Here is a 17,196-nt window from a genome sequence, read left to right on the forward strand (position 1 = left end):
GCAAAATCGAGCGGTTCCGCAGAAACGGAGATCCACCTACGGGCACGCGGACGCGACGAAACCGCCTCGTCGGCGTGATCGTTGGTGGGTTCCCCCGGGCCGGCCGCCTCGTGGACGTCCTGCATCCCGTTGGGGACAGGGAGAGAATGTATGCCCTCCCGCAGGAGGCGTCAAACCAACCGGCCGAAGAAATTTTGGGGTCTGGCGTCTTCCCTGGTCACGGCGGTGGAACGGGTCCGGGTGCGGTCGTGGCGGCGGGGTGGTCAGCGCGGGTTCCCCCAGTGCGGGTACAGGTCGCGCAGTACTCCGATCTCCGCGCCGTGGTGGGTGAACTCGTCCAGGACGTGCAGGACCAGGTCGGTGGTCGTGTCCTCGGCGAAGGCGTTGAACTTTGGCCCGATGGGCTTCCACCAGCGGCTGTCGTCCAGTGTCGCCAGTCCTTCCCGCCAGTACCGGTAGTGGGTGGTCAGGAAGTCGACGGCTTCGGTGGCCGTGCCCGCGAACGTCGCGTCGTCCAGGGTGATCAGGTGGTCGGCGAGCAGGCGGTTGCCGAAGTCCAGGAACGTCAGGCCGATGTGCCCGATCCGCCAGGCGATCGTCGGGATGGGGACGGGGTCCGGTGCCGGGCCGCCGCCGCCCTCGCCGTCGATCAGCCAGCGGCCGGTCGTCCCGTCGTGGCGCAGTGTCCAGATGATCGGGGCCGGTTCCCAGAGGTACTCGGCGTCGGTCATGCCCTCCAGGCGGGCGAGGAGGCGTGCATGGACGAGGTCATGGGCCTTGAGCAGGGCGTCCGCTGTCCGGTTCATGGCGCCTCCGGGAAGGTGGCCGGATTTCAGGGTCGCATGCCCGCCGGCGTTCATTCGGTTTTGTGTGCTTCGCGTAGGGCTGCGACGTTGTCGGCGAGGAAGCGGCGGGCCGACGGCAGTGCCCTGGTGACGTAGAGCGAGCCGTGGACGTGTCCCGCGTAGCGTCGGACCTCCACCGGAACGCCCGCCTGGCGGAGGCGGGCGCCGTAGGACTCCCCCTCGTCGCGCAGCGGGTCGCATTCGGCGACGGCGATGCGGGCCGGGGGCAGGCCGGTGAGGTCCTCCACCAGGAGGGGGGACGCGTAGGGCTCGCGGCGGCGGGACTCGTCGGGGACGTAGAAGTCCGCCGCCTCCCGCATGAAGTCGCGGGTCAGCAGGTGGCCCGTGGCGAACTCGGCGATGGACGGGCTGCTGAGCGTCGCGTCCAGCGTGGGGATCTCCAGGAGCTGGAACGTGGGCGCGGGGCCGCCCCGGTCGCGGGCCATCAGGGTGACGGCGGCGGCCAGGGAGCCTCCGGCCGAGGTGCCGCCGACGGAGATCCGGGCGGGGTCGACGCCGAGGTCGGTGGCCTTGGTCACCGTCCACCGGAACGCGGCGTAGCAGTCCTCGGGCGGTGTGGGGTACGGGTGTTCGGGGGCCAGGCGGTAGTCGACGTTGACGACGGCGCACCCGGCCTCGGCGGCGTACCAGCGGCACAGCGGGTCGTACTCGTCCATGCTGCCGAGCCAGAACGCGCCGCCGTGGAAGTACACGTGCGCGGGGTGGGGTCCGGGGCCGAGCGGGGTGGAGACGCGGACGGTGATCTCGCCGTCGGTGACGGGGATCCGGTGTTCGGTGACCTTGAGGGGGCGGCGGGTGCGGCGCATGACCGTGCGCATGGTGAGGCCGCGGGCGTCGGCGGCGCGGCGCTCGGCGACGGGCTGGGGGTCGGGGCCCTTCGGTTCGGTGTTCAGCGTCAGGAAGGCTCGGATCAGGGGGTGGACGGCCATGCCGCGCAATCTACCGAGCGGCGGGCGGAGTGGTTCTGGCCGAACGCCGCGTCGTGCGCTCCCGGTCCGGCCGGTCAGCGGGAGCGGTGGTAGAAGCCGGAGACCTCGGGGTCCCCCTCGACGATCAGCCGGACGCTGTTCTCCGCGGTGCGGGTGACGGTTCCCGGGCCCGGTTTCTCGCCGCCGTCCAGCCAGCAGGTCATCGGGACCGGGTCGCGTTCGGTCAGCGGGACGGGGTCGGCGGTGTTGCAGTCATAGCGCCATTTCCACTCGCCCTCCTCCTCGAAGGACAGGACGATGTTCGACCACGTCGCCTTGTCGGCGTTCGCGGGGAATTCGAGCATGTACCCGTCCTTGCTCCAGAAACCTTCGGCGCTGGTCGGTTCTGGGGGGCGCACTCTGGCCGCCGTGGTCGGCGGGGTTCTCGGCGTCCGCGTGGTCGGCGGGGGCGACGAGGCGGCCGGGGGCTTCCTGGCGGGCGGGCTCGCGGCGGGGCGGGACGGAGGCGGTGTCCTGGGGAGGGCCCGGGGTGACGGGCCGGTGGCCGGGGGCGCGGTGCCTCGGGGAGAGGGCGTGGGGAACGTGGGGACGGAGAGCGTGGGCACCGCCCCTCCGCTGTTCGCCGGGTTCCTTTCCGGTTCGGGGGAGGTCGCGTAGCCGACGGCCCCGAAGAGGAGCGCCACGGCGGCGGCCGTGAACGCGGTCAGCGCGCCGGGGGCCACCAGGCAGCCCTTGACGCCGCCCGCCGGGCCCTGGTGCGCGGCGAGGCGCCGGCCGAGCAGGAACCCGCTTCCGGCGGCGGTCCCGATCCAGAACCCGCGGGCCAGCGCCCTGCGCCGGGTCCTCTCCTCGCGTTCGAAGTAGGCCGCGTCCCCGGTCGAGCCCGCCGCCCGGGCGGACTCGGCGCCGACGGCCAGCACGCGCCGCCACGATCCCCACCGCAACGTGCGGCACAGGGCCGGGGCCGCCGCGCGGGCCAGGGCGAGGGCGGCGCCGTGCTCGTCCTCCGCGGCGGTGAGCTCCAGGACGCGCACGATGATCGCGGCCGCGTCCCCGACCTCCCGGTCGGTCGCCGTCCTCACCCATCCGGCCAGGGCCGAGGCCCGCCGCGCGGTGTCGGGGGACCGGCCGGCGGAGTCGACGACCAGGGTGGCGCCGGGGGCGAGCGCCCGCAGGCGCGTCCCCTCCTCGGCCAGCAGCCGCGCCGCGGTCAGCCGGTCGACCGTGTCCCGGCCCAGCGGGTTCCCGATGAGGTTCTCGACCATCGGCCACGGGACGTCGAGGCCGTCCAGCGCGTGGAGGACGCGCAGGACGGCGTGGTCGGTCCCGGTGAGCCCGGTCGCGAGGGCGTCGACCAGGCTCCGCTGGTCGGACAGGGCCCCGGCCCGGTTCCCGAGGGCCGCGGCCGCCTGGGTGAGGGCGAGCGGGTGCCCGTCCACCAGTTCGCGGAAGCGCTCGGCGGCGGCCCGTTCCTCGCCGGTGAGGGGGCGTCGCAGGCACCGTTCCACCAGTTCCATCGCCGGGCGCGGCGCCAGGCCGCCGATCTCGACGGTCTGGCCCGCCTTCCAGGGCAGCCGCCGGGAGGAGGAGACGACCAGCCTGCCGGAGGGGACGAGCCGGAGCAGCCGGTCCAGGTCGGCGGGTGTGCCGGTGAAGTCGTCGATGACGACCAGCGCCTGGATCGAGGCCATCAGCCGCCGGAGCTCGGGCGGCCTCGGGCGGTAGCGCCCCATGCCATAGCAGGCCCGGAACAGGTCCTGGACGACGTCGTCGACGTCCGCTCCGGCGGCGTGGAGGAACACCACGTCGGTGCCGCGCTCCACGCAGCGGGCGGTGAGATGGGTGAGCAGCGTCGTCCGTCCCGAACCCCGGCGCCCCACGAGCTGGACGGGCCGTCCGGCCTCGGTCCACCGCGCCAGTCCCGCCAGGTCCGCCTTGAGGTCCAGGGGCATGTCCGCGCAGGAGGGGTCGGCCCGTTCCTTGGGCCTGACGCGCGGACGCACGCGGGGCGGGCCGTCGGACCGTTTCCGGATCGCCGTGTCCCCGGTCTCGTTGGCGACGTTGCGGTCGCCGATGATGAGCGTCCCGGAGTTCGTCCCTACGCGCACGTCGATCCGCTGCGCTTTCCGCCTGTTCTTCCCCATTTACGAATCCCCGACCCGACAATGCCAGCGAACACCGAAAGCCCTGGCGACTAACGGCTATCGTAAAGTTCCCCTAATGCTCGCGCATGGAGTTCGCCAAGCTCGATGGAGGGATCATTGGTGGCGGAACAAACACCTTCTTTTACCAGCATTGACATAAATGGGGACATGCCGGGCCAGTTGGTGATCGGTAATGGCAATGTCGTTTCGACCGGCCCGCCCGCCGCGCCACCGGACGCCGCGTCGGACGCCGCGCGGCTCGCGGAGTTCGCCCGCGAGGTCCGGCGGGCCCTCCCCGAACTCGACCTGCCGGAGGAGCGCCGGGCCGAGATCGAGTCCCTCGTCGAGGGGATCCTCCGCCCCGCCGGCGAACGGCCGCCCGACCACCAGCGCGTCCGGGCCCTCGGCCAGAGCCTGCGCACCGTCCTGGAGGGGAGCACGGCCGGTGTCCTGAGCAGCGTGCTGCTCGCCGGCTGGCCCCCCTGACCCGGCCTCTCCCGCGCTCCCGGGACGTGTCTCAGGGGCGCAGGACGAGCTTGCCCCGCGTCCGGCGGGCCGCCAGGTCCTCCAGCGCCTCCCGTGCCCGCGAGAGCGGGTAGGTGCCGCCCACCTGGGGGCGCAGCCGACCCGCCATGGTCAGGTCGAGGAGGTCCGCGAGGGGGTCGAGCATGCCCGGCAGGTGCAGGGAGCCGCCGAGCCAGTAGCCGATCACGGCGGTGTTGGTCAGGCTGAGCCGCTCCCGGGACACCGGTGTGTCGGCGCCGCCGCCCGACGTGCCGTAGGTGACCAGGCGCCCGAACGGGGCGAGCGCGTCCAGGCCCGCCTCCAGCACCTCTCCGCCGACGGCGTCCAGCAGGATGTCGGCCTTCCGGCCGTGGTTCGCCTCGACGACCCGTTCGGCGTAGCCGTCCGCGGTCCCGTCCACCGCCGCGTCCGCGCCGAGTTCCAGCACCAGGGCGCGCTTGTCCGGGGTCGAGGCGGTGCCGATCACGCGTCCGGCCCCGAAGTGCCGGGCGAGCTGGACGGCCAGATGGCCGACGCCGCCCGCCGCCGCGTTGACCACGACGCTCTCGCCGGGGACGACGCGGGCCGCGGTGCGCAGCAGGTGCCAGGCGGTGAGCCCCTGGACCAGGAGGGCGAGCGCCCGGCCCGCGGGCAGGTCCTCGGGGATCTCGGTCGGCCGGTCGAGGACGGCCATGGTGGCGTAGGCGTTCCGGGTCAGGCCCATCACCCGGCGGCCGTCGGCGGTCCGCCCCACCACCTCCGCCCCCGGCACGAACGGCAGCGGCCGGGGGTTGTAGGCGCCGCGGATCTGCGCCAGGTCGGCGAAGTTGATCCCCGCCGCCTCCACCTCCACCAGGGTCTGGCCCGGCTCCGGGACCGGGTCGGGCAGTTCGGTCATGGTCAGGACTTCGGGGCCGCCGTGGCGGGGTACGTGGACAACGTGCATGGAACCTGACGCTAGGAGCCCGGTGGCGCCCCGGCCAGGTGGTCCCGTCACCGGCTCGGGGACGTTCCATGAAGGGTGTTTATATAAATTCGGTGGCGTGCAGAGGGATGATCTGACCGCCGCCGAGCTGCGCGTGCTGGTCGCGGTGGCCGGGGAGGGCAGCCTGAGCGGGGCCGCCGTGCGGCTGGACCTGACCCAGCCCGCCGTCTCGCACGCGCTCCGGAGCGCCGAGCGCAAGATCGGCGCGGTGCTGTTCCGGCGCGGGCGGCACGGGGCGCGGCCGACCGCCGCGGGCGAGACGGTGGTCGGGCACGCGCGCCGCGTCCTGGCGATGATGGACGTCATGCGGGCCGAGGCCCACCACGCGGACGGGGGGCAGGCCACCGGCACCCTGCGGGTGGCCGCCTTCCGGAGCGCGGCCTTCCACCTGCTGCCCGCCGCGCTGGTGCGGTTCGGCCACCGCCACCCCAAGGTCACGGTGGACGTCCGCATCGTCGCCGACCTCGGCAGGGGCATCGCGGGCGAGGTGCTGGACGGCCACGCCGAGATCGGGGTGCTGGGCCTGCCCGCGCAGGTCGAGGGGCTCGTGTACGGGGAGCTGTTCGACGAGCCGTACGTGATGGCCTATCCGGCGGGGCACCCCGACCCCCGGTCCCTGCCGCTGATCAACTGGCATGAGAACTGCTCGGCCGACACCAGGCGGTGGCTGGCCGGACAGGACTGGATCCCCGCCGGGAGCATGACGGTGCGGGACGACGGCGTGGTGGTCTCGATGGTCGACCACGGGCTGGGGGTCGCGATCGTGCCGCGCCTCACGGTGGCCGGCGCGCCCGCGCGGGTGTCGGCGATGGACCTCACCGGGGACGCTCCCCTGCGCCGCGTCGGCTACGCGGTCACCAGGGAGATGGCGGCCTCCACGCTGGTCCGCGACCTGGTCGCCGCGCTCAGGGCCACCGTGCCGCGCGCCCTGGCCGCCGCCGACGGCCGCCGGGGCCCGTCCGGCCACGGCCCGCGGGACGCGCGCTAGGCGGGCGTGGCCGTCAGGTAGTCGACGATCGCGTCGGCGAGTTCGGCGCGGGTCACGGCGCTCATGTGGTTGCCGGGGATCTCGGCGTAGCGGGCCTCGGGGAGGGCGTCGGCGAGGTCCCGGGCGGAGCCGTTGTCGTGGTCGTCCCTGCCGCAGACCACGAGGGCCGGGGTGAGGATGTGGTCGAGGGTCTCGCGCGGGGTGTCGACGAACGTGTTGAGGACGTTCAGCAGGGCCTGCGGATCGCCGCCGACGGTCTTGAGGAACGCCTCCGCGCGCCATTCGGGGGTGCCGCGTTCGAAGGTGCCGAGGTTGGTCAGGACGCGGTGGAAGTAGCCGCCGCGCCCCTCGGTGCGGACGATGCCCTTCAGGCCCATGCCCGACAGGATCGCGCGGCCGGGGCGGGCGCCGCGGGCCAGCATGCGGACGGTGGTGCGGGCGCCGAGGGAGTAGCCGCCCAGGTCGTAGCCACCGTCCGTCAGGCCCAGGTGGTCCAGCAGGGCGAAGCCGTCGTCGGCGAGGGCGTCGGGCGGGTAGGCGGCCGGGTCGTGGGGGGCGGCGCTGTCGCCGTGGCCGCGCAGGTCCGGCATGATCACGCGGAATCCGGCGGCGGCGATCTTGGGGGCGTGGCCGTAGCGGATCCAGTTGACCGTGGCGGTGGAGAAGTAGCCGTGGATGAGGACGAGGGGCCTGCCCTCTCCCGTCTCGCGGTAGGCGAGGCGCGCGCCGTCGCGGCCGTCGAAGTACTGGACGGGGAGGGTCTCGGTCATGCCGGTCAGCTTACCCGCGGCGTTCCCGCCGCCAGGAGGGCGTCGGCGGCGGGGGTGCGGTAGTAGAGGACCGACCGGCCGGCGCGGCGGCGTTCCAGCAGGCCGGCGTCGCGCAGGATCCTCAGGTGGCGGCCGGTGGAGCCGAGGGCCTGGCCGGTGAGGGCGACCAGCTGGCTGGTGCTCTTGGGGGTGTCGAGCAGGACGAGGATCTCGGCGCGGGGGCCGCCGAGGAGGGCGGCCAGGGCGCGCGGGGCGGGCGGCCGGTCGGCGGCGAGGACGCCCGAGCAGGGGTAGACGACGGCGTTGCGGTCCGCCTCCCAGGCGACCCAGCCGCGGCGGGCGGTGACCGGGACGAAGAACAGGCGCTCGCCGGAGATCTCGCGGGGCGGGTAGTCGTAGGCGTTGACCTGGAGGCGGCCGTCGCCGAGCCAGCGCATGCCGGGGCGCATGTCGTCGAGGGCGGCGGCCCAGCCGTGCCGGGTGAGCTGGCCGGTGCGGGCGACCAGGTCGGCCTCCAGCAGGCGGCGGCGCCGCGGCCAGTCGGGGCCGACGACGGTCCGCCAGACCCAGGTGAGCAGGGCGGCGGCGCGTTCGGGCAGGTCGGGGACGTCCAGTACGGGCGGCAGCGGGCCGCCGGCGGCGACCTCCAGGTCGGCGCGGGCGGCGGCGGGCGGGGTGGCGCGCACGCGGCCGGCCTCGTCGGAAAACGCCGCTCCGGTGGGGACCGGGGTGAGGAAGTCGGCGTTCCAGGAGCCGCCGAGGCCGACGCGGACGAGCGCGGCGGCGACGGGATCGGCGGCGAGGCGGGCGCGGTAGGCGGGCAGGTGGGTGCTCAGCCAGGCGCGTTCGCCGGGGTGGGCGGGGGCGGCGCGGTGCAGGGTCTGGAGCGCGGCGGTCGTCTCGGCGAGCGGGGAGACGACGAAGCGGCCGCGGGCGAGGGTGTCGGCGTCGACTCTCCACCAGCCCATGATTGTTTCGCCTCCACGCGAAAGAGTAACGGGGGCGGGACCGGGGGTGCGCATGATTCCCCGCATGCGTACTTATCGGGAGTTGTTCCGGACACCGGAGTTCGGGGCGCTGTTCGGGGCGTTCTCGGCGCAGGTGGCGGCGAACACGGTGGCCGGGCTGGCGCTCGGGGTGCTGGTGTTCGAGCTGACGGGGTCGCCACTGCTGTCGGCGCTGAGCATGTTCGGGACGACGTTCGCGCAGCTGCTGGGCGCGACCCTGCTGATGTCGGCGGCCGACCGGCTGCCGCCGCGCGCCGCGATGACATGGGCGGGGCTGCTGTTCGCGGTAGGGACGGCGGCGCTGGCGCTGCCGGGGATGCCGGTGTGGGGGCTGCTGGCGGTGGTGCTGTCCCTGGGGCTCGTCGCGTCGGTGGGCGGCGGGGTGCGGCTGGGGCTGCTCAGCGAGGTGCTGCCGCGCGAGGGGTATCTGCTGGGCCGGTCGGTGATGAACATGGCGGCCGGGGTGGTGCAGATCGGCGGGTTCGGGCTCGGCGGGCTGCTGGTGGCGGTGCTGTCGGCGCGCGGGACGCTGCTGTGCGCGGTCGCGCTGAACCTGCTGGGCGCGGCGGCGGCGTGGTTCGGGCTGTCGTCGCGGGCGCCGCGCGCGACGGGGCGGGCGTCGGTGCGGGAGACGTGGCGGGTCAACCGGCTGCTGTGGTCCTCGGTGCCGCGCCGGTACGCGTTCCTGGCGATGTGGGTGCCGAACGGTCTCATCGTCGGGGCCGAGGCGCTGTTCGTGCCGTACTCCCCCGCGCACGCGGGGACGCTGATGGCGCTGGCGGCGGTGGGGATGCTGGCCGGTGACACGCTGGTGGGGCGGTTCCTGCCGGCGGGGGTGCGGCGGCGCCTGGGGGTGCCGTTGCTGGTGCTGCTGGCCGCGCCGTACCTGGTGTTCGCGGTGGACCCGCCGTTGCCGGTGGTGGCGGTGGCGACGCTGGTGGCGGCGGTGGGGTACGGATCGTCGCTGGTGGCGCAGGAGTTGCTGATGGACCTGACCCCCGACGAGATGCACGGGCAGGCGCTCGGGCTGCACTCGTCGGGGATGATGGCGATGCAGGGCGTGGCGGCGACGGTCGCGGGCGCGGTCGCGCAGCGCACGTCGCCGGAGACGGGCATCGTGGTGATGGCGGCGGCGTCGCTGGTGGTGACGCTGCTGCTGGCGCCGGGGCTGCGGCCCGGCCGGACGGGGCGTCCGTCTCCGGCGGACGACGGGGCGGGCGCGGCGGTCAGAACGTGAGGTCGAGGGCGGCCAGGCGGTCGGGGTCGGCCACGGCGTCCAGCCGGGTGATCCGCCCGTTGACGATCGTGAACGCCATGACGGAGAACAGCTCGCCGGGGTCCCCGGCCAGCAGGCCCGCGCCGCCGTTGACGACGACCGGGCGGGACTTGACCGGAAGGCCGAACCGGGCGAACACCAGCGCCTGCCGGATCGCCGCCTGCGCGCCGCGGATGAGCAGGGTCGCGGCGGGCCGGCCGTCGCCGCCGTCCATGCGGAACACCACGTCGGGGTCCAGGACCTCCAGCAGCGCGTCGAAGTCGCCGTCGCGGGCGGCGGCCAGGAACGCGCTGACCACCGCGTGCTGGCGTTCCAGGTCGGGGTCGGGGACCGGGGCGCTGTCCTGCACGCGGCGGCGGGCGCGGCTGGCGAGCTGGCGGGTGGCGGCGGGGGTGCGCTCCACGATCGGGGCGATCGCCTCGAACGGCACCGCGAACATGTCGTGCAGCACGAACGCCAGCCGCTCGGCCGGGCCGAGGGTCTCCAGGACCACCATCAGCGCGATCCCGACCGAGTCCGCCATCATGATCTCGCGCTCGGGGTCGGCGCCGTCGCTGACGACCGGGTCGGGCACGTGGGCGTCGCCGAACTCCTCGCGCCGCGACCTGCGGGACCGCAGCAGGTCCAGGCAGATGCGGCCGACGGTGGTGGTCAGCCAGCCGCCCAGGTTGTCGATCTCGGCGGCGTCGGCGCGGGCCAGCCGGAACCACGCCTCCTGCACCGCGTCGTCGGCCTCGTTGAGCGAGCCGAGCATCCGGTAGGCCACCGAACGCAGGTGCGAACGGTGCTCCTCGAACTGCTTCGCCAGAAGGTCCTTGTCGTCCACCGGCCACCCTCTCCCTTTCGCGCCGTGCTCCGTCACCTGTCTGACGGAGGGGACCGGTCCGATGTGACGGGCGGCGGCCGGTCGCGGTCGCGCGGTCCGCGTTCGGGGCGAATCTAGCGTTCCCGCCCCACCCCGCGGAGCGGCAGGCCCAGGTGAGCGCTTTTCCCAAGGCACGGCCATCTTTCCGTCAGGAACGGTATGCGGTCGTCCCCGTTCGGACAGACCGTTGGCAGACGGGATGTCCGGAACGCGGGGGGCCGACCAGTGACCGAGGCCGTGGAGAACGAGTACCACCGGCGGCTGTGGGAGCGGGGCGACCTGACCCTGCGGTTCCCCGCCGACCCGGTCGGCCACCTCCAGATCCAGTCGGTCGGCGACGAGGACTCCCTGGTGGTGTCCGCGCAGGGGATCCTGACGCTTCCGGCCGGGCACACGGCGTCGCTGGAGATGTCGGACGAGGAGCCGGCCGGGGACCTGTGGTTCCTGGACGACCTGCCGGAGGACGCGCTGGCGGGGTTCGCGGCGATGGGCGTGACGGCCGAGGGGCTGCGGCGGCTGGTCCGGCAGCGGGAGCTGTTCCAGGTCGTGCTGGAGCGGCCCGGCGGCGGCGACGAGGACCTGGCGGTGCTGGGGCGGCTGCCGGAGCTGGAGATCCTCGCGGTGGAGGACGACGGCGGCACGGGCGCGTGGCTGGCCTCGCTGGCGGAGACGTCGCTGATGGTGCTGGAGCTGCACCGGCCGGAGGTGAACGCGACGGCGCTGGAGGCGATCGGGCGGATCGGGACGCTGTTCACCCTGAACCTGACGGCCGGGAGGATCGAGGCCGACGCCCTTCCGTCGCTGGCGGGGCTGTCGGAGCTGGAGTCGCTGACGCTGTGGACCGACACTCCGCTCGCCCCGGACCGGCTGGCGTTCTGCGCGGGGATGCGGGAGCTGGAGATCCTGGACCTGAAGCGGCGCGACGGCACCGATCCGCTGACCGGGGCGGAGCGGCTGGAGCTGCTGCGGACGCTGCCCGACCTGGACGTGAACGGGCTGTGGTACCCGCGCGCGCAACTGGAGACGATGACGGCCGCCGACCTGGAGGACCTGGACTCGGCGGCGGTCCGGGTGGTGGACGACACGGCCGCGTTCGACCGGGTGCTGGCGGAGCGCAGCCCGGTCCTGGCGTACTTCACGGCGGGATGGTGCGGGCCGTGCAAGCAGCTCGGCCCGGTGATCGACCGCTTCGCCGCCGACTACGCCGACCGCCTCACCGTCGCGAAGGTCGACGTCGATCTGGTGCCCGAGGTGGCCGACCGCTTCGACGTGCAGGGCGTCCCGACGCTGATCATGCTGCGGAACGGGGAGGCGGTGGCCACGCAGGCGGGCGCGCTCCCCCGCCGGGACCTGAGCTCGTTCGTGGACCCCCTGCTGTAGCGGGCTAGCGGCCGCCTTCGCGGGCGCCGCGCGCGGGGCGGTCGAGGATCAGGTCGGCGGCGCGGGTGAGGACCTCGGCCCGGGTGCGGCCCCGGTGGTCGGCGGCGAGGAAGTGCTCGCCGATCGCCACGCAGAACGCGATCAGGCTGCGGGCCTCGACCTCGTCGGGGTCGGAGCAGAAGGTGCCGATCGTCTCGCGCAGCAGCGCCATGCGCCGGTCGTCCACCCGCCGCAGGCGCTCGGCGACCGCCTCGTCGCGCCGGGCCCAGTCCCGGACGGCCAGGTCGATGGGCAGCAGCCGGTCGTCGGAGAAGGTGAGCATGCCCGCGCGCCGGGCCCTGGTCCTCGGGTCGCCGCCCTCGCGCTCCACGCGGTCGATCACCTCGTCGGTGCTCTCCCGTTCCCAGGTGTCGAGCATCGCCTCCAGCAGCGCGTCGCGGTCGGCGAAGTACCCGTAGAACCCGCCCTTGGTGACGCCGAGCCGCTTGGCCAGCGCCTCGACGCGGACGGCTCCGGGACCGCCGTCGGCCAGCGCCCGCAGCCCCTCCTCGATCCATCTCTCCCGCGGCGTGCGAGCAGCGCCCACGATGTGCCCCACCTCACCATTCCATCGGATATACGCAACCGTATAAAAGAGCTAGCCTCGGCTTATACGCTACCGTATAGCCACGTGGGGGAAGCTGAGATGACCCGTTGTCCCGTACCGGTCCCCGGCGGAGCGCGGCCGTGAGGCTCCCGAACGGCGCGCACGCCGCCCGCCCCTGGCGGATCCACGAGATCGCCGACGGCTTCCGCGTCGAGGACGTGTGGGCGATCCGCACGCCCGGCGCCGGGCCGGACGACTTCCCCGCCGCGCGCGCCGCCGCGCTCGCCACGATGCGGCCGTCCGGCGGCCCCGCCAAGGACCCCCTGCCGGTCCGCCTGCTGTTCGCGGCGCGCCGGCGGCTCGGCGCCCTGTTCGGCTGGGACGGGCCGGAGACGGGCGTCGGAACGCGCGTGCGGTCGCTGCGCGACCGCCTGCCGGACGACCTGCGCGCGGCCCCGGCAGGGTCGGCGCCGTTCACCCCGGTCTACGAGCTCGACGACGAGTGCGCCCTCGAACGGGCGAGCGCGACCGTCCACGCGGTCATCCACCTGGGATGGGCGCCGGTCGAGGGCGGGCACGAGCTCCGCATGGCGGTCCTCGTGAAACCCGCCGGCCTTCCCGGGCGCCTCTACATGGCCGCCATCGCGCCGTTCCGGCGCCTCGTCGTCTTCCCGGCACTGGTCCGGCAGTGCGAACAGGCGTGGCGGGACCGCGACGCGGCCCCCGTCACCGGTGTCGTGGGGACGCGCGACGTGCCCGAGTCCGTCCGCGCCCTCGGCGCGCTGCCCGACGGCGACTACGTCGACCACTTCACCCTGCCCACCGACGCGGACGCGACGCCCGAGCAGTGGGCGCGGGCGATGTTCGGCGACGTCCCCACCCCCGCGGAACGGCTGATCTGGAGCGGCCTGCTCGGGATCCGGCTCAGCCGGGGGCGGTCGCCGGACACCGTGGCCGGATGGCGGATCGCCGAACGCGGCGAGGGCTGGATCCGGCTGGAGGCCGCCTCGTGGTTCCTGACCGACCGCCTTGTCGTGCAGGCGGCCGACGGGCGGGTGTCGCTGGGGACGTTCCTGCGCTACGACCGCCCCCTGGGCCGTTACGTGTGGCCGCCCCTGGCGGCCGTCCACCGCCGGTTGGCGCCCGGCCTGCTCCGCGAGGCGGAGGAGAAGATCCGGGCCCGCGATGAGTGACGCGCCCGTCCTCCAGACGCACCCGGTCGCGTTCGGCGCGGGACGGCGGACGTTCCCGCCGGTGCCGTCCGAGAGCGGCGTCGCCGTCACCGTGTGCCGGGCGGAGAGGACTCGATCGCCCTCTTGACGCGCTCCAGCGTGGTGCGCATCCCGGCGCGGTTGTGCTGCTCGCGCCCGCCGGGCGGGACCCGGTCGTAGCGGTCGCCCAGCGCGGCCCACAGCCGCGAGCCCCGGAAACCCCGGCGCAGGTCGAGGAAGTACTCGGTGAGGCGGGTGGCGCCGTCGCCGTCGGCCTCGAAGCGGTAGCCCCACCGCGCGGCCGGGATCCCGAGGAGCGTGACGCGGAACGCGAACTCCTCCCCCGGCCGCGCGGTCGTGACGCGGCAGGTCGTGAACCAGAACCGGCGGCCGATCCGGTTGAACCCCACGAACGCGGCCCCGGGGCGCACCACGCCGCCCGGCACCCAGATCCGGAAGCACTCCGGACTCCACTCGCCCATCCGCCGCAGGTCCGCCACGGCCGCGTACACCTCGTCCGGAGGGGCGTGGACGAGGACGCTCTCTTCGATCACCGGATCATCCGTCATGCCGTGGATCGTCACACGGCGGCGACCCCGCCGAGAAGGTGTTCGGACTCCTCGAACACCTCCTCGGTCAGCTCGACGCCGGTGAGGTGCTCGGCCGGCGCGAACGCCAGGGCGATCGACTCCTCCCGCTCCGCGTCCCCCTCCTCGAACCGGAAGCCCACGGCGCGCATCGCGTCCACGATCTCGCCGGTGGTGGGAAGCTCTCGACCGTCGGAGCTGGACAGCGGGAACGAGAGGCGCTCCCCGCCGTCCTCCCGCCAGGTGAAGCGGTCATGACCGTTGATGGTGGAGGAGTGGGCGACCAGCCGGGTGCCCGCCGACAGCCGGACGAGCGTGTCGTGGTCGGCGAGCCGGTGGCAGCCGGGCTCGAACGCCACCGCCCAGTCCCCGGCCGCGAAGACACCGACGAGGTCGCCGGAGCCCTCCCACCCGTCCAGCTCGTACTCGTGCACCGCCTCGGCCCCGGTGACGCGCGGCGGGTCGACGGGGCCTGCCCCGAGCCGTTCCAGCACCTGCCCGGGGGCAGGCCCCGGACCATCGCCACGGCGTAGCTCTCGTGGGGGTCGCCGGGGCAGCGGTCCGTCCACGCGAAGTCCGCAAAGGTCTTGATCATGAGAGGGGATGCCGCCACGCCGGGCCGACATTCCCCCACGAACGCCGGCGGCCCCGTCCGGAAGGGACGGGGCCGCCGGCGCGGGGTCTCAGCCGACCAGGTTCGCGGCCGTCACGGAGACCTCGATCTCCTCGGCGCGCCCGACGCCCATCGCCTGCGCGAGCTTGCGGAACCGCGCGGCCCCGGCGCCGTCGCTGCGGCGCTCCAGGGTGCGGGCCAGCGCCTCGTAGGCCCAGCCGTTGCCCGGGTCGAGCTCCACCAGGCGGCGGAACGCGTCCTCGGCGCGGGAGAGCTGGGCGCTGTGGAAGTAGGCGCGGGCCAGGAGTTCGAGGGCGGCCCGGTTGGCGGCGTCCTCGGCCACGACCGGGGCCAGGATCCGCGCGGCCGAGGAGTAGTCCTTCGCGTCGAAGAACATCCGGCCCCGCTGGAACTCCTCGTAGATGTCCGTCACGGTCGCCTCCCCGTCGATCGATGCTGTCGTTGAACCTTCAACCGCATGTGCCGCACCCCCATTCCCGGCCGCGGGGGGTAACCGAACCGGCACCCGTGATGATGAAAGGGGCATGACCCGACTGCTCGTCGCCATCTCCGCGACCGCCGCCCTCTGTGCCCCCGTCCCCGCGCACGCCGCCGACCCCCCGTGGGCGCGGTGCGCCCGCGACATCGCCGTGGCCGAACGGCACAACGAGGAGGCGACCCGCCACGACCGCGCCCGGAACCCCCGGGCCGCCGCCCAGGCCAACCGGCGGACCCGCGCCGTGATCGACGCCCTGCACGGCCGCTGCCCGCCGGCCTCCGACCAGCGCCTGCAAGCGGCGGCGCTCGCCGCCGCCGAGGCCGAGAACGCCAACGAGCGGGGCCTCGTCACCGCCGCCCTCACCGCCCAGCGGACCGTCGCCCGCAACCTGCGGGACGCCCGGCCGTGAACGCCGCGGGCCCCCGCCGCCGGTCGCGGCGGGGGCCCGCGCCGCTCAGGAGCGGTCCGACTCCCCCAGCTCGTCCAGCAGCCTGCGCCGCTCGCCCTCCAGCGCCTCGATCATGCTCAGCTGCTGCTCCCGCGCCTCCAGGTCCTGCCCGGCGTCGCCGAAGTCCATCGGGTCGTCGGTCCGCTCGCCGAGCTCGCGGCGCAGCACCGCCACCGACTCCTCGATCTCGGTGATCCGCTCCCGCTTCCCCCGGACGCTCTCCGACTCGCTCATCCGTCCTCCTCCCTCCTCGGTTCGCACCTGTCCCGCAACGCGGCGCCGGGTCCCGCCGCCGCGCGTTCCAGCGCCGGCCCGACCGCGCCGCTCAGCCCGGCCAGGTCGTAGGAACCCTCGTACCGCATCCCGTTGACGGAAAACGTCGGGGTCCCTCCGACCCCGGCCCGTTCCCCCGCCCTCCGTTGCGCGGTGACGCGTTCGCTGTGCTCGTTGCCCCGCTCCCACGGTTCGAACCCCACGCCCCGCGCGTACCGGGTCGGCGCGGGCGCCTCCGGGTGCAGCCGGTCGGCGAACCTGCCGTCGCCCTCGCGGGAGACCGCGACGTGACCGGACACCGGCGGCTCAGGGACGGACGACGGTCTTGCCGCGCGCCCCGCCGTGCGTCAGCCGCGCCAGGGCCTCGGGCGCGTCCTCCAGCGACACCTGATCGGTGACGCGGACCACCAGCTTCCCGTCGTCGACCAGCTCGGCGATCCGCTCCAGCAGCGCGGCGGAGGGCCGGTACTCGAAGTTGACGCCCCGCAGGCCCCGGGCCTCCATGGCGTCGGGGCTGAGGGAGTGGACGGTGCTGAGGTAGACGCCGCCGGGCTTGAGCGCCTGGGCGATCTCCTCGGCGGCGGTGCGGTCGCTGACCAGGTCGAGCACGGCGTCGACGCCCCCGGGATGGACGGCCAGCACCTGCCGGTTGAGGTCTCCGGCCGAGTGGTCGACGGTCGCGTCCGCGCCCAGGTACCGCATCTCGTCGGCCATGTCGGACCGCGCCGTCGCGATCACCTTCGCGCCCCGGTCGCGGGCGAACTGCACCGCCATCTGCCCGACGCCGCCGGTCGCGCCGACCACCAGCACGGCGCCGCCGATGCCCAGCCGGGCCTCCTCGACCAGGCCGTGGGCGGCCGTCGCCGCGGTCGGCAGGGCGGCGGCCTGGCTGTAGACTATGCCGCGCGGCATCAGCGCGACCGGGCCGTCCGCCTCGGCCACCGTGTACTCGGCGTAGGTGCCAAGGCCCCGGGGCACCCCGAAGAACACCCCGTACACCTGCTCGCCGACCCCGAACCGGGTCACCCCCTCGCCGGCCCCGGTCACCACCCCGGCGCCGTCCACGCCCAGGACCAGCGGGAACCGCGCCTCGACGCCGTCCTTGAGGAACCCGTCGGCGATCAGCGCGTCGAGGGGGTTCATCCCGGCCGCGATCAGCCTGACCTGGATCTCCCCGGGGCCGGGCTCGGGCACCGGCACCTCCGACACCAACGGAGTGGCGCCGTACTCCGACACGGTGACGGCTCGCATGTGATCCCCCGATT

Annotated in this window: 20 protein-coding genes; 6 read left to right on the forward strand and 14 right to left on the reverse strand. The window is 74.5% G+C overall.

Going from position 1 to position 17,196, the window contains the following annotated elements:
- Positions 1-263: 263 nt before the first annotated feature.
- The 3 genes from HNR61_RS45570 to HNR61_RS45580 all read right to left on the reverse strand — a co-directional run bounded on the left by HNR61_RS45570 (position 264) and on the right by HNR61_RS45580 (position 3,939).
- Complete coding sequence (locus tag HNR61_RS45570; RefSeq protein ID WP_182849388.1) at positions 264-806, reverse strand: DinB family protein; 543 nt, start codon at positions 804-806, stop codon at positions 264-266.
- A gap of 50 nt (positions 807-856) precedes the next feature.
- Complete coding sequence (locus HNR61_RS45575) at positions 857-1,795, reverse strand: alpha/beta hydrolase (protein WP_182849389.1); 939 nt, start codon at positions 1,793-1,795, stop codon at positions 857-859.
- 74 nt (positions 1,796-1,869) lie between these two features.
- Complete coding sequence (locus tag HNR61_RS45580) at positions 1,870-3,939, reverse strand: hypothetical protein (protein WP_182849390.1); 2,070 nt, start codon at positions 3,937-3,939, stop codon at positions 1,870-1,872.
- 168 nt (positions 3,940-4,107) lie between these two features.
- Between HNR61_RS45580 and HNR61_RS45585 the strand changes: the two genes are divergently transcribed.
- On the forward strand, positions 4,108-4,425 hold the full coding sequence (locus HNR61_RS45585; protein ID WP_182849391.1) for a hypothetical protein: 318 nt from the start codon (positions 4,108-4,110) through the stop codon (positions 4,423-4,425).
- Positions 4,426-4,456: 31 nt separating this feature from the next.
- Here the strand turns inward: HNR61_RS45585 and HNR61_RS45590 are convergent, their stop codons facing one another.
- Positions 4,457-5,389 carry a quinone oxidoreductase family protein gene (locus HNR61_RS45590; RefSeq protein ID WP_182849392.1) on the reverse strand — a complete coding sequence of 311 codons (933 nt, stop codon included), beginning with the start codon at positions 5,387-5,389 and terminating at the stop codon, positions 4,457-4,459.
- A 97-nt stretch (positions 5,390-5,486) separates the two neighbouring features.
- Between HNR61_RS45590 and HNR61_RS45595 the strand changes: the two genes are divergently transcribed.
- Positions 5,487-6,416 (forward strand): LysR family transcriptional regulator, encoded by a 930-nt coding sequence (locus HNR61_RS45595; protein ID WP_220510593.1) that lies wholly within the window; start codon positions 5,487-5,489, stop codon positions 6,414-6,416.
- Here the strand turns inward: HNR61_RS45595 and HNR61_RS45600 are convergent.
- Both HNR61_RS45600 and HNR61_RS45605 read right to left on the reverse strand, forming a co-directional pair.
- Positions 6,413-7,186, reverse strand: coding sequence for an alpha/beta fold hydrolase (locus HNR61_RS45600; protein ID WP_182849394.1), 774 nt, complete (start codon positions 7,184-7,186; stop codon positions 6,413-6,415). The genes HNR61_RS45595 and HNR61_RS45600 overlap by 4 nt on opposite strands.
- A 5-nt stretch (positions 7,187-7,191) precedes the next feature.
- Entirely contained in the window at positions 7,192-8,154 is a 963-nt protein-coding gene (locus HNR61_RS45605; RefSeq protein ID WP_182849395.1) for an ArsR/SmtB family transcription factor, read from the reverse strand.
- A 64-nt stretch (positions 8,155-8,218) separates the two neighbouring features.
- Here HNR61_RS45605 and HNR61_RS45610 point away from each other — a divergent pair, with 64 nt between their 5' ends.
- Entirely contained in the window at positions 8,219-9,430 is a 1,212-nt protein-coding gene (locus HNR61_RS45610; protein WP_182849396.1) for an MFS transporter, read from the forward strand.
- Here the strand turns inward: HNR61_RS45610 and sigJ are convergent.
- Positions 9,420-10,295, reverse strand: coding sequence for an RNA polymerase sigma factor SigJ (gene sigJ, locus HNR61_RS45615; RefSeq protein WP_067822371.1), 876 nt, complete (start codon positions 10,293-10,295; stop codon positions 9,420-9,422). The two genes, HNR61_RS45610 and sigJ, sit on opposite strands and share 11 nt — an antisense overlap.
- Positions 10,296-10,559: 264 nt before the next feature.
- On the opposite strand from sigJ, the gene HNR61_RS50380 reads away from it, so the two are divergent.
- Positions 10,560-11,714, forward strand: a complete 1,155-nt coding sequence (locus HNR61_RS50380; RefSeq protein ID WP_182849397.1) for a thioredoxin family protein — start codon at positions 10,560-10,562, stop codon at positions 11,712-11,714.
- A 4-nt stretch (positions 11,715-11,718) separates the two neighbouring features.
- Here the strand turns inward: HNR61_RS50380 and HNR61_RS45625 are convergent, their stop codons facing one another.
- Positions 11,719-12,300, reverse strand: coding sequence for a TetR/AcrR family transcriptional regulator (locus HNR61_RS45625; protein WP_312898417.1), 582 nt, complete (start codon positions 12,298-12,300; stop codon positions 11,719-11,721).
- Positions 12,301-12,440: 140 nt separating this feature from the next.
- On the opposite strand from HNR61_RS45625, the gene HNR61_RS45630 reads away from it, so the two are divergent.
- Entirely contained in the window at positions 12,441-13,493 is a 1,053-nt protein-coding gene (locus HNR61_RS45630; protein ID WP_182849399.1) for a DUF2867 domain-containing protein, read from the forward strand.
- 86 nt (positions 13,494-13,579) lie between these two features.
- Here HNR61_RS45630 and HNR61_RS45635 read toward each other — a convergent pair whose 3' ends face one another.
- From HNR61_RS45635 to HNR61_RS45645, 3 genes are read right to left on the reverse strand one after another with little or no spacing between them, the layout of a single operon-like run.
- Positions 13,580-14,080 (reverse strand): SRPBCC family protein, encoded by a 501-nt coding sequence (locus HNR61_RS45635; protein WP_182849400.1) that lies wholly within the window; start codon positions 14,078-14,080, stop codon positions 13,580-13,582.
- 11 nt (positions 14,081-14,091) lie between these two features.
- The gene (locus HNR61_RS45640; protein WP_281400770.1) at positions 14,092-14,724 is read right to left on the reverse strand and encodes a DUF6461 domain-containing protein; all 633 of its coding nucleotides are present in this window, start codon (positions 14,722-14,724) and stop codon (positions 14,092-14,094) included.
- A gap of 57 nt (positions 14,725-14,781) precedes the next feature.
- The gene (locus HNR61_RS45645; RefSeq protein ID WP_312898418.1) at positions 14,782-15,144 is read right to left on the reverse strand and encodes a tetratricopeptide repeat protein; all 363 of its coding nucleotides are present in this window, start codon (positions 15,142-15,144) and stop codon (positions 14,782-14,784) included.
- 112 nt (positions 15,145-15,256) lie between these two features.
- Here HNR61_RS45645 and HNR61_RS45650 point away from each other — a divergent pair, with 112 nt between their 5' ends.
- On the forward strand, positions 15,257-15,619 hold the full coding sequence (locus HNR61_RS45650; protein WP_182849402.1) for a hypothetical protein: 363 nt from the start codon (positions 15,257-15,259) through the stop codon (positions 15,617-15,619).
- A 45-nt stretch (positions 15,620-15,664) separates the two neighbouring features.
- Here HNR61_RS45650 and HNR61_RS45655 read toward each other — a convergent pair whose 3' ends face one another.
- From HNR61_RS45655 to HNR61_RS45665, 3 genes are read right to left on the reverse strand one after another with little or no spacing between them, the layout of a single operon-like run.
- The gene (locus tag HNR61_RS45655; RefSeq protein ID WP_182849403.1) at positions 15,665-15,892 is read right to left on the reverse strand and encodes a hypothetical protein; all 228 of its coding nucleotides are present in this window, start codon (positions 15,890-15,892) and stop codon (positions 15,665-15,667) included.
- Positions 15,889-16,230 carry a DsbA family protein gene (locus HNR61_RS45660; RefSeq protein ID WP_182849404.1) on the reverse strand — a complete coding sequence of 114 codons (342 nt, stop codon included), beginning with the start codon at positions 16,228-16,230 and terminating at the stop codon, positions 15,889-15,891. The genes HNR61_RS45655 and HNR61_RS45660 overlap by 4 nt, the downstream gene beginning before the upstream one ends.
- 7 nt (positions 16,231-16,237) lie before the next feature.
- Positions 16,238-17,182: an NADP-dependent oxidoreductase gene (locus HNR61_RS45665; protein ID WP_182849405.1), complete on the reverse strand. Its 945-nt coding sequence runs from the start codon at positions 17,180-17,182 to the stop codon at positions 16,238-16,240.
- Positions 17,183-17,196 lie beyond the last annotated feature (14 nt).

Origin of the sequence: Actinomadura kijaniata, from assembly GCF_014138665.1 — a bacterium.
Lineage (GTDB): Bacteria > Actinomycetota > Actinomycetes > Streptosporangiales > Streptosporangiaceae > Spirillospora > Spirillospora kijaniata.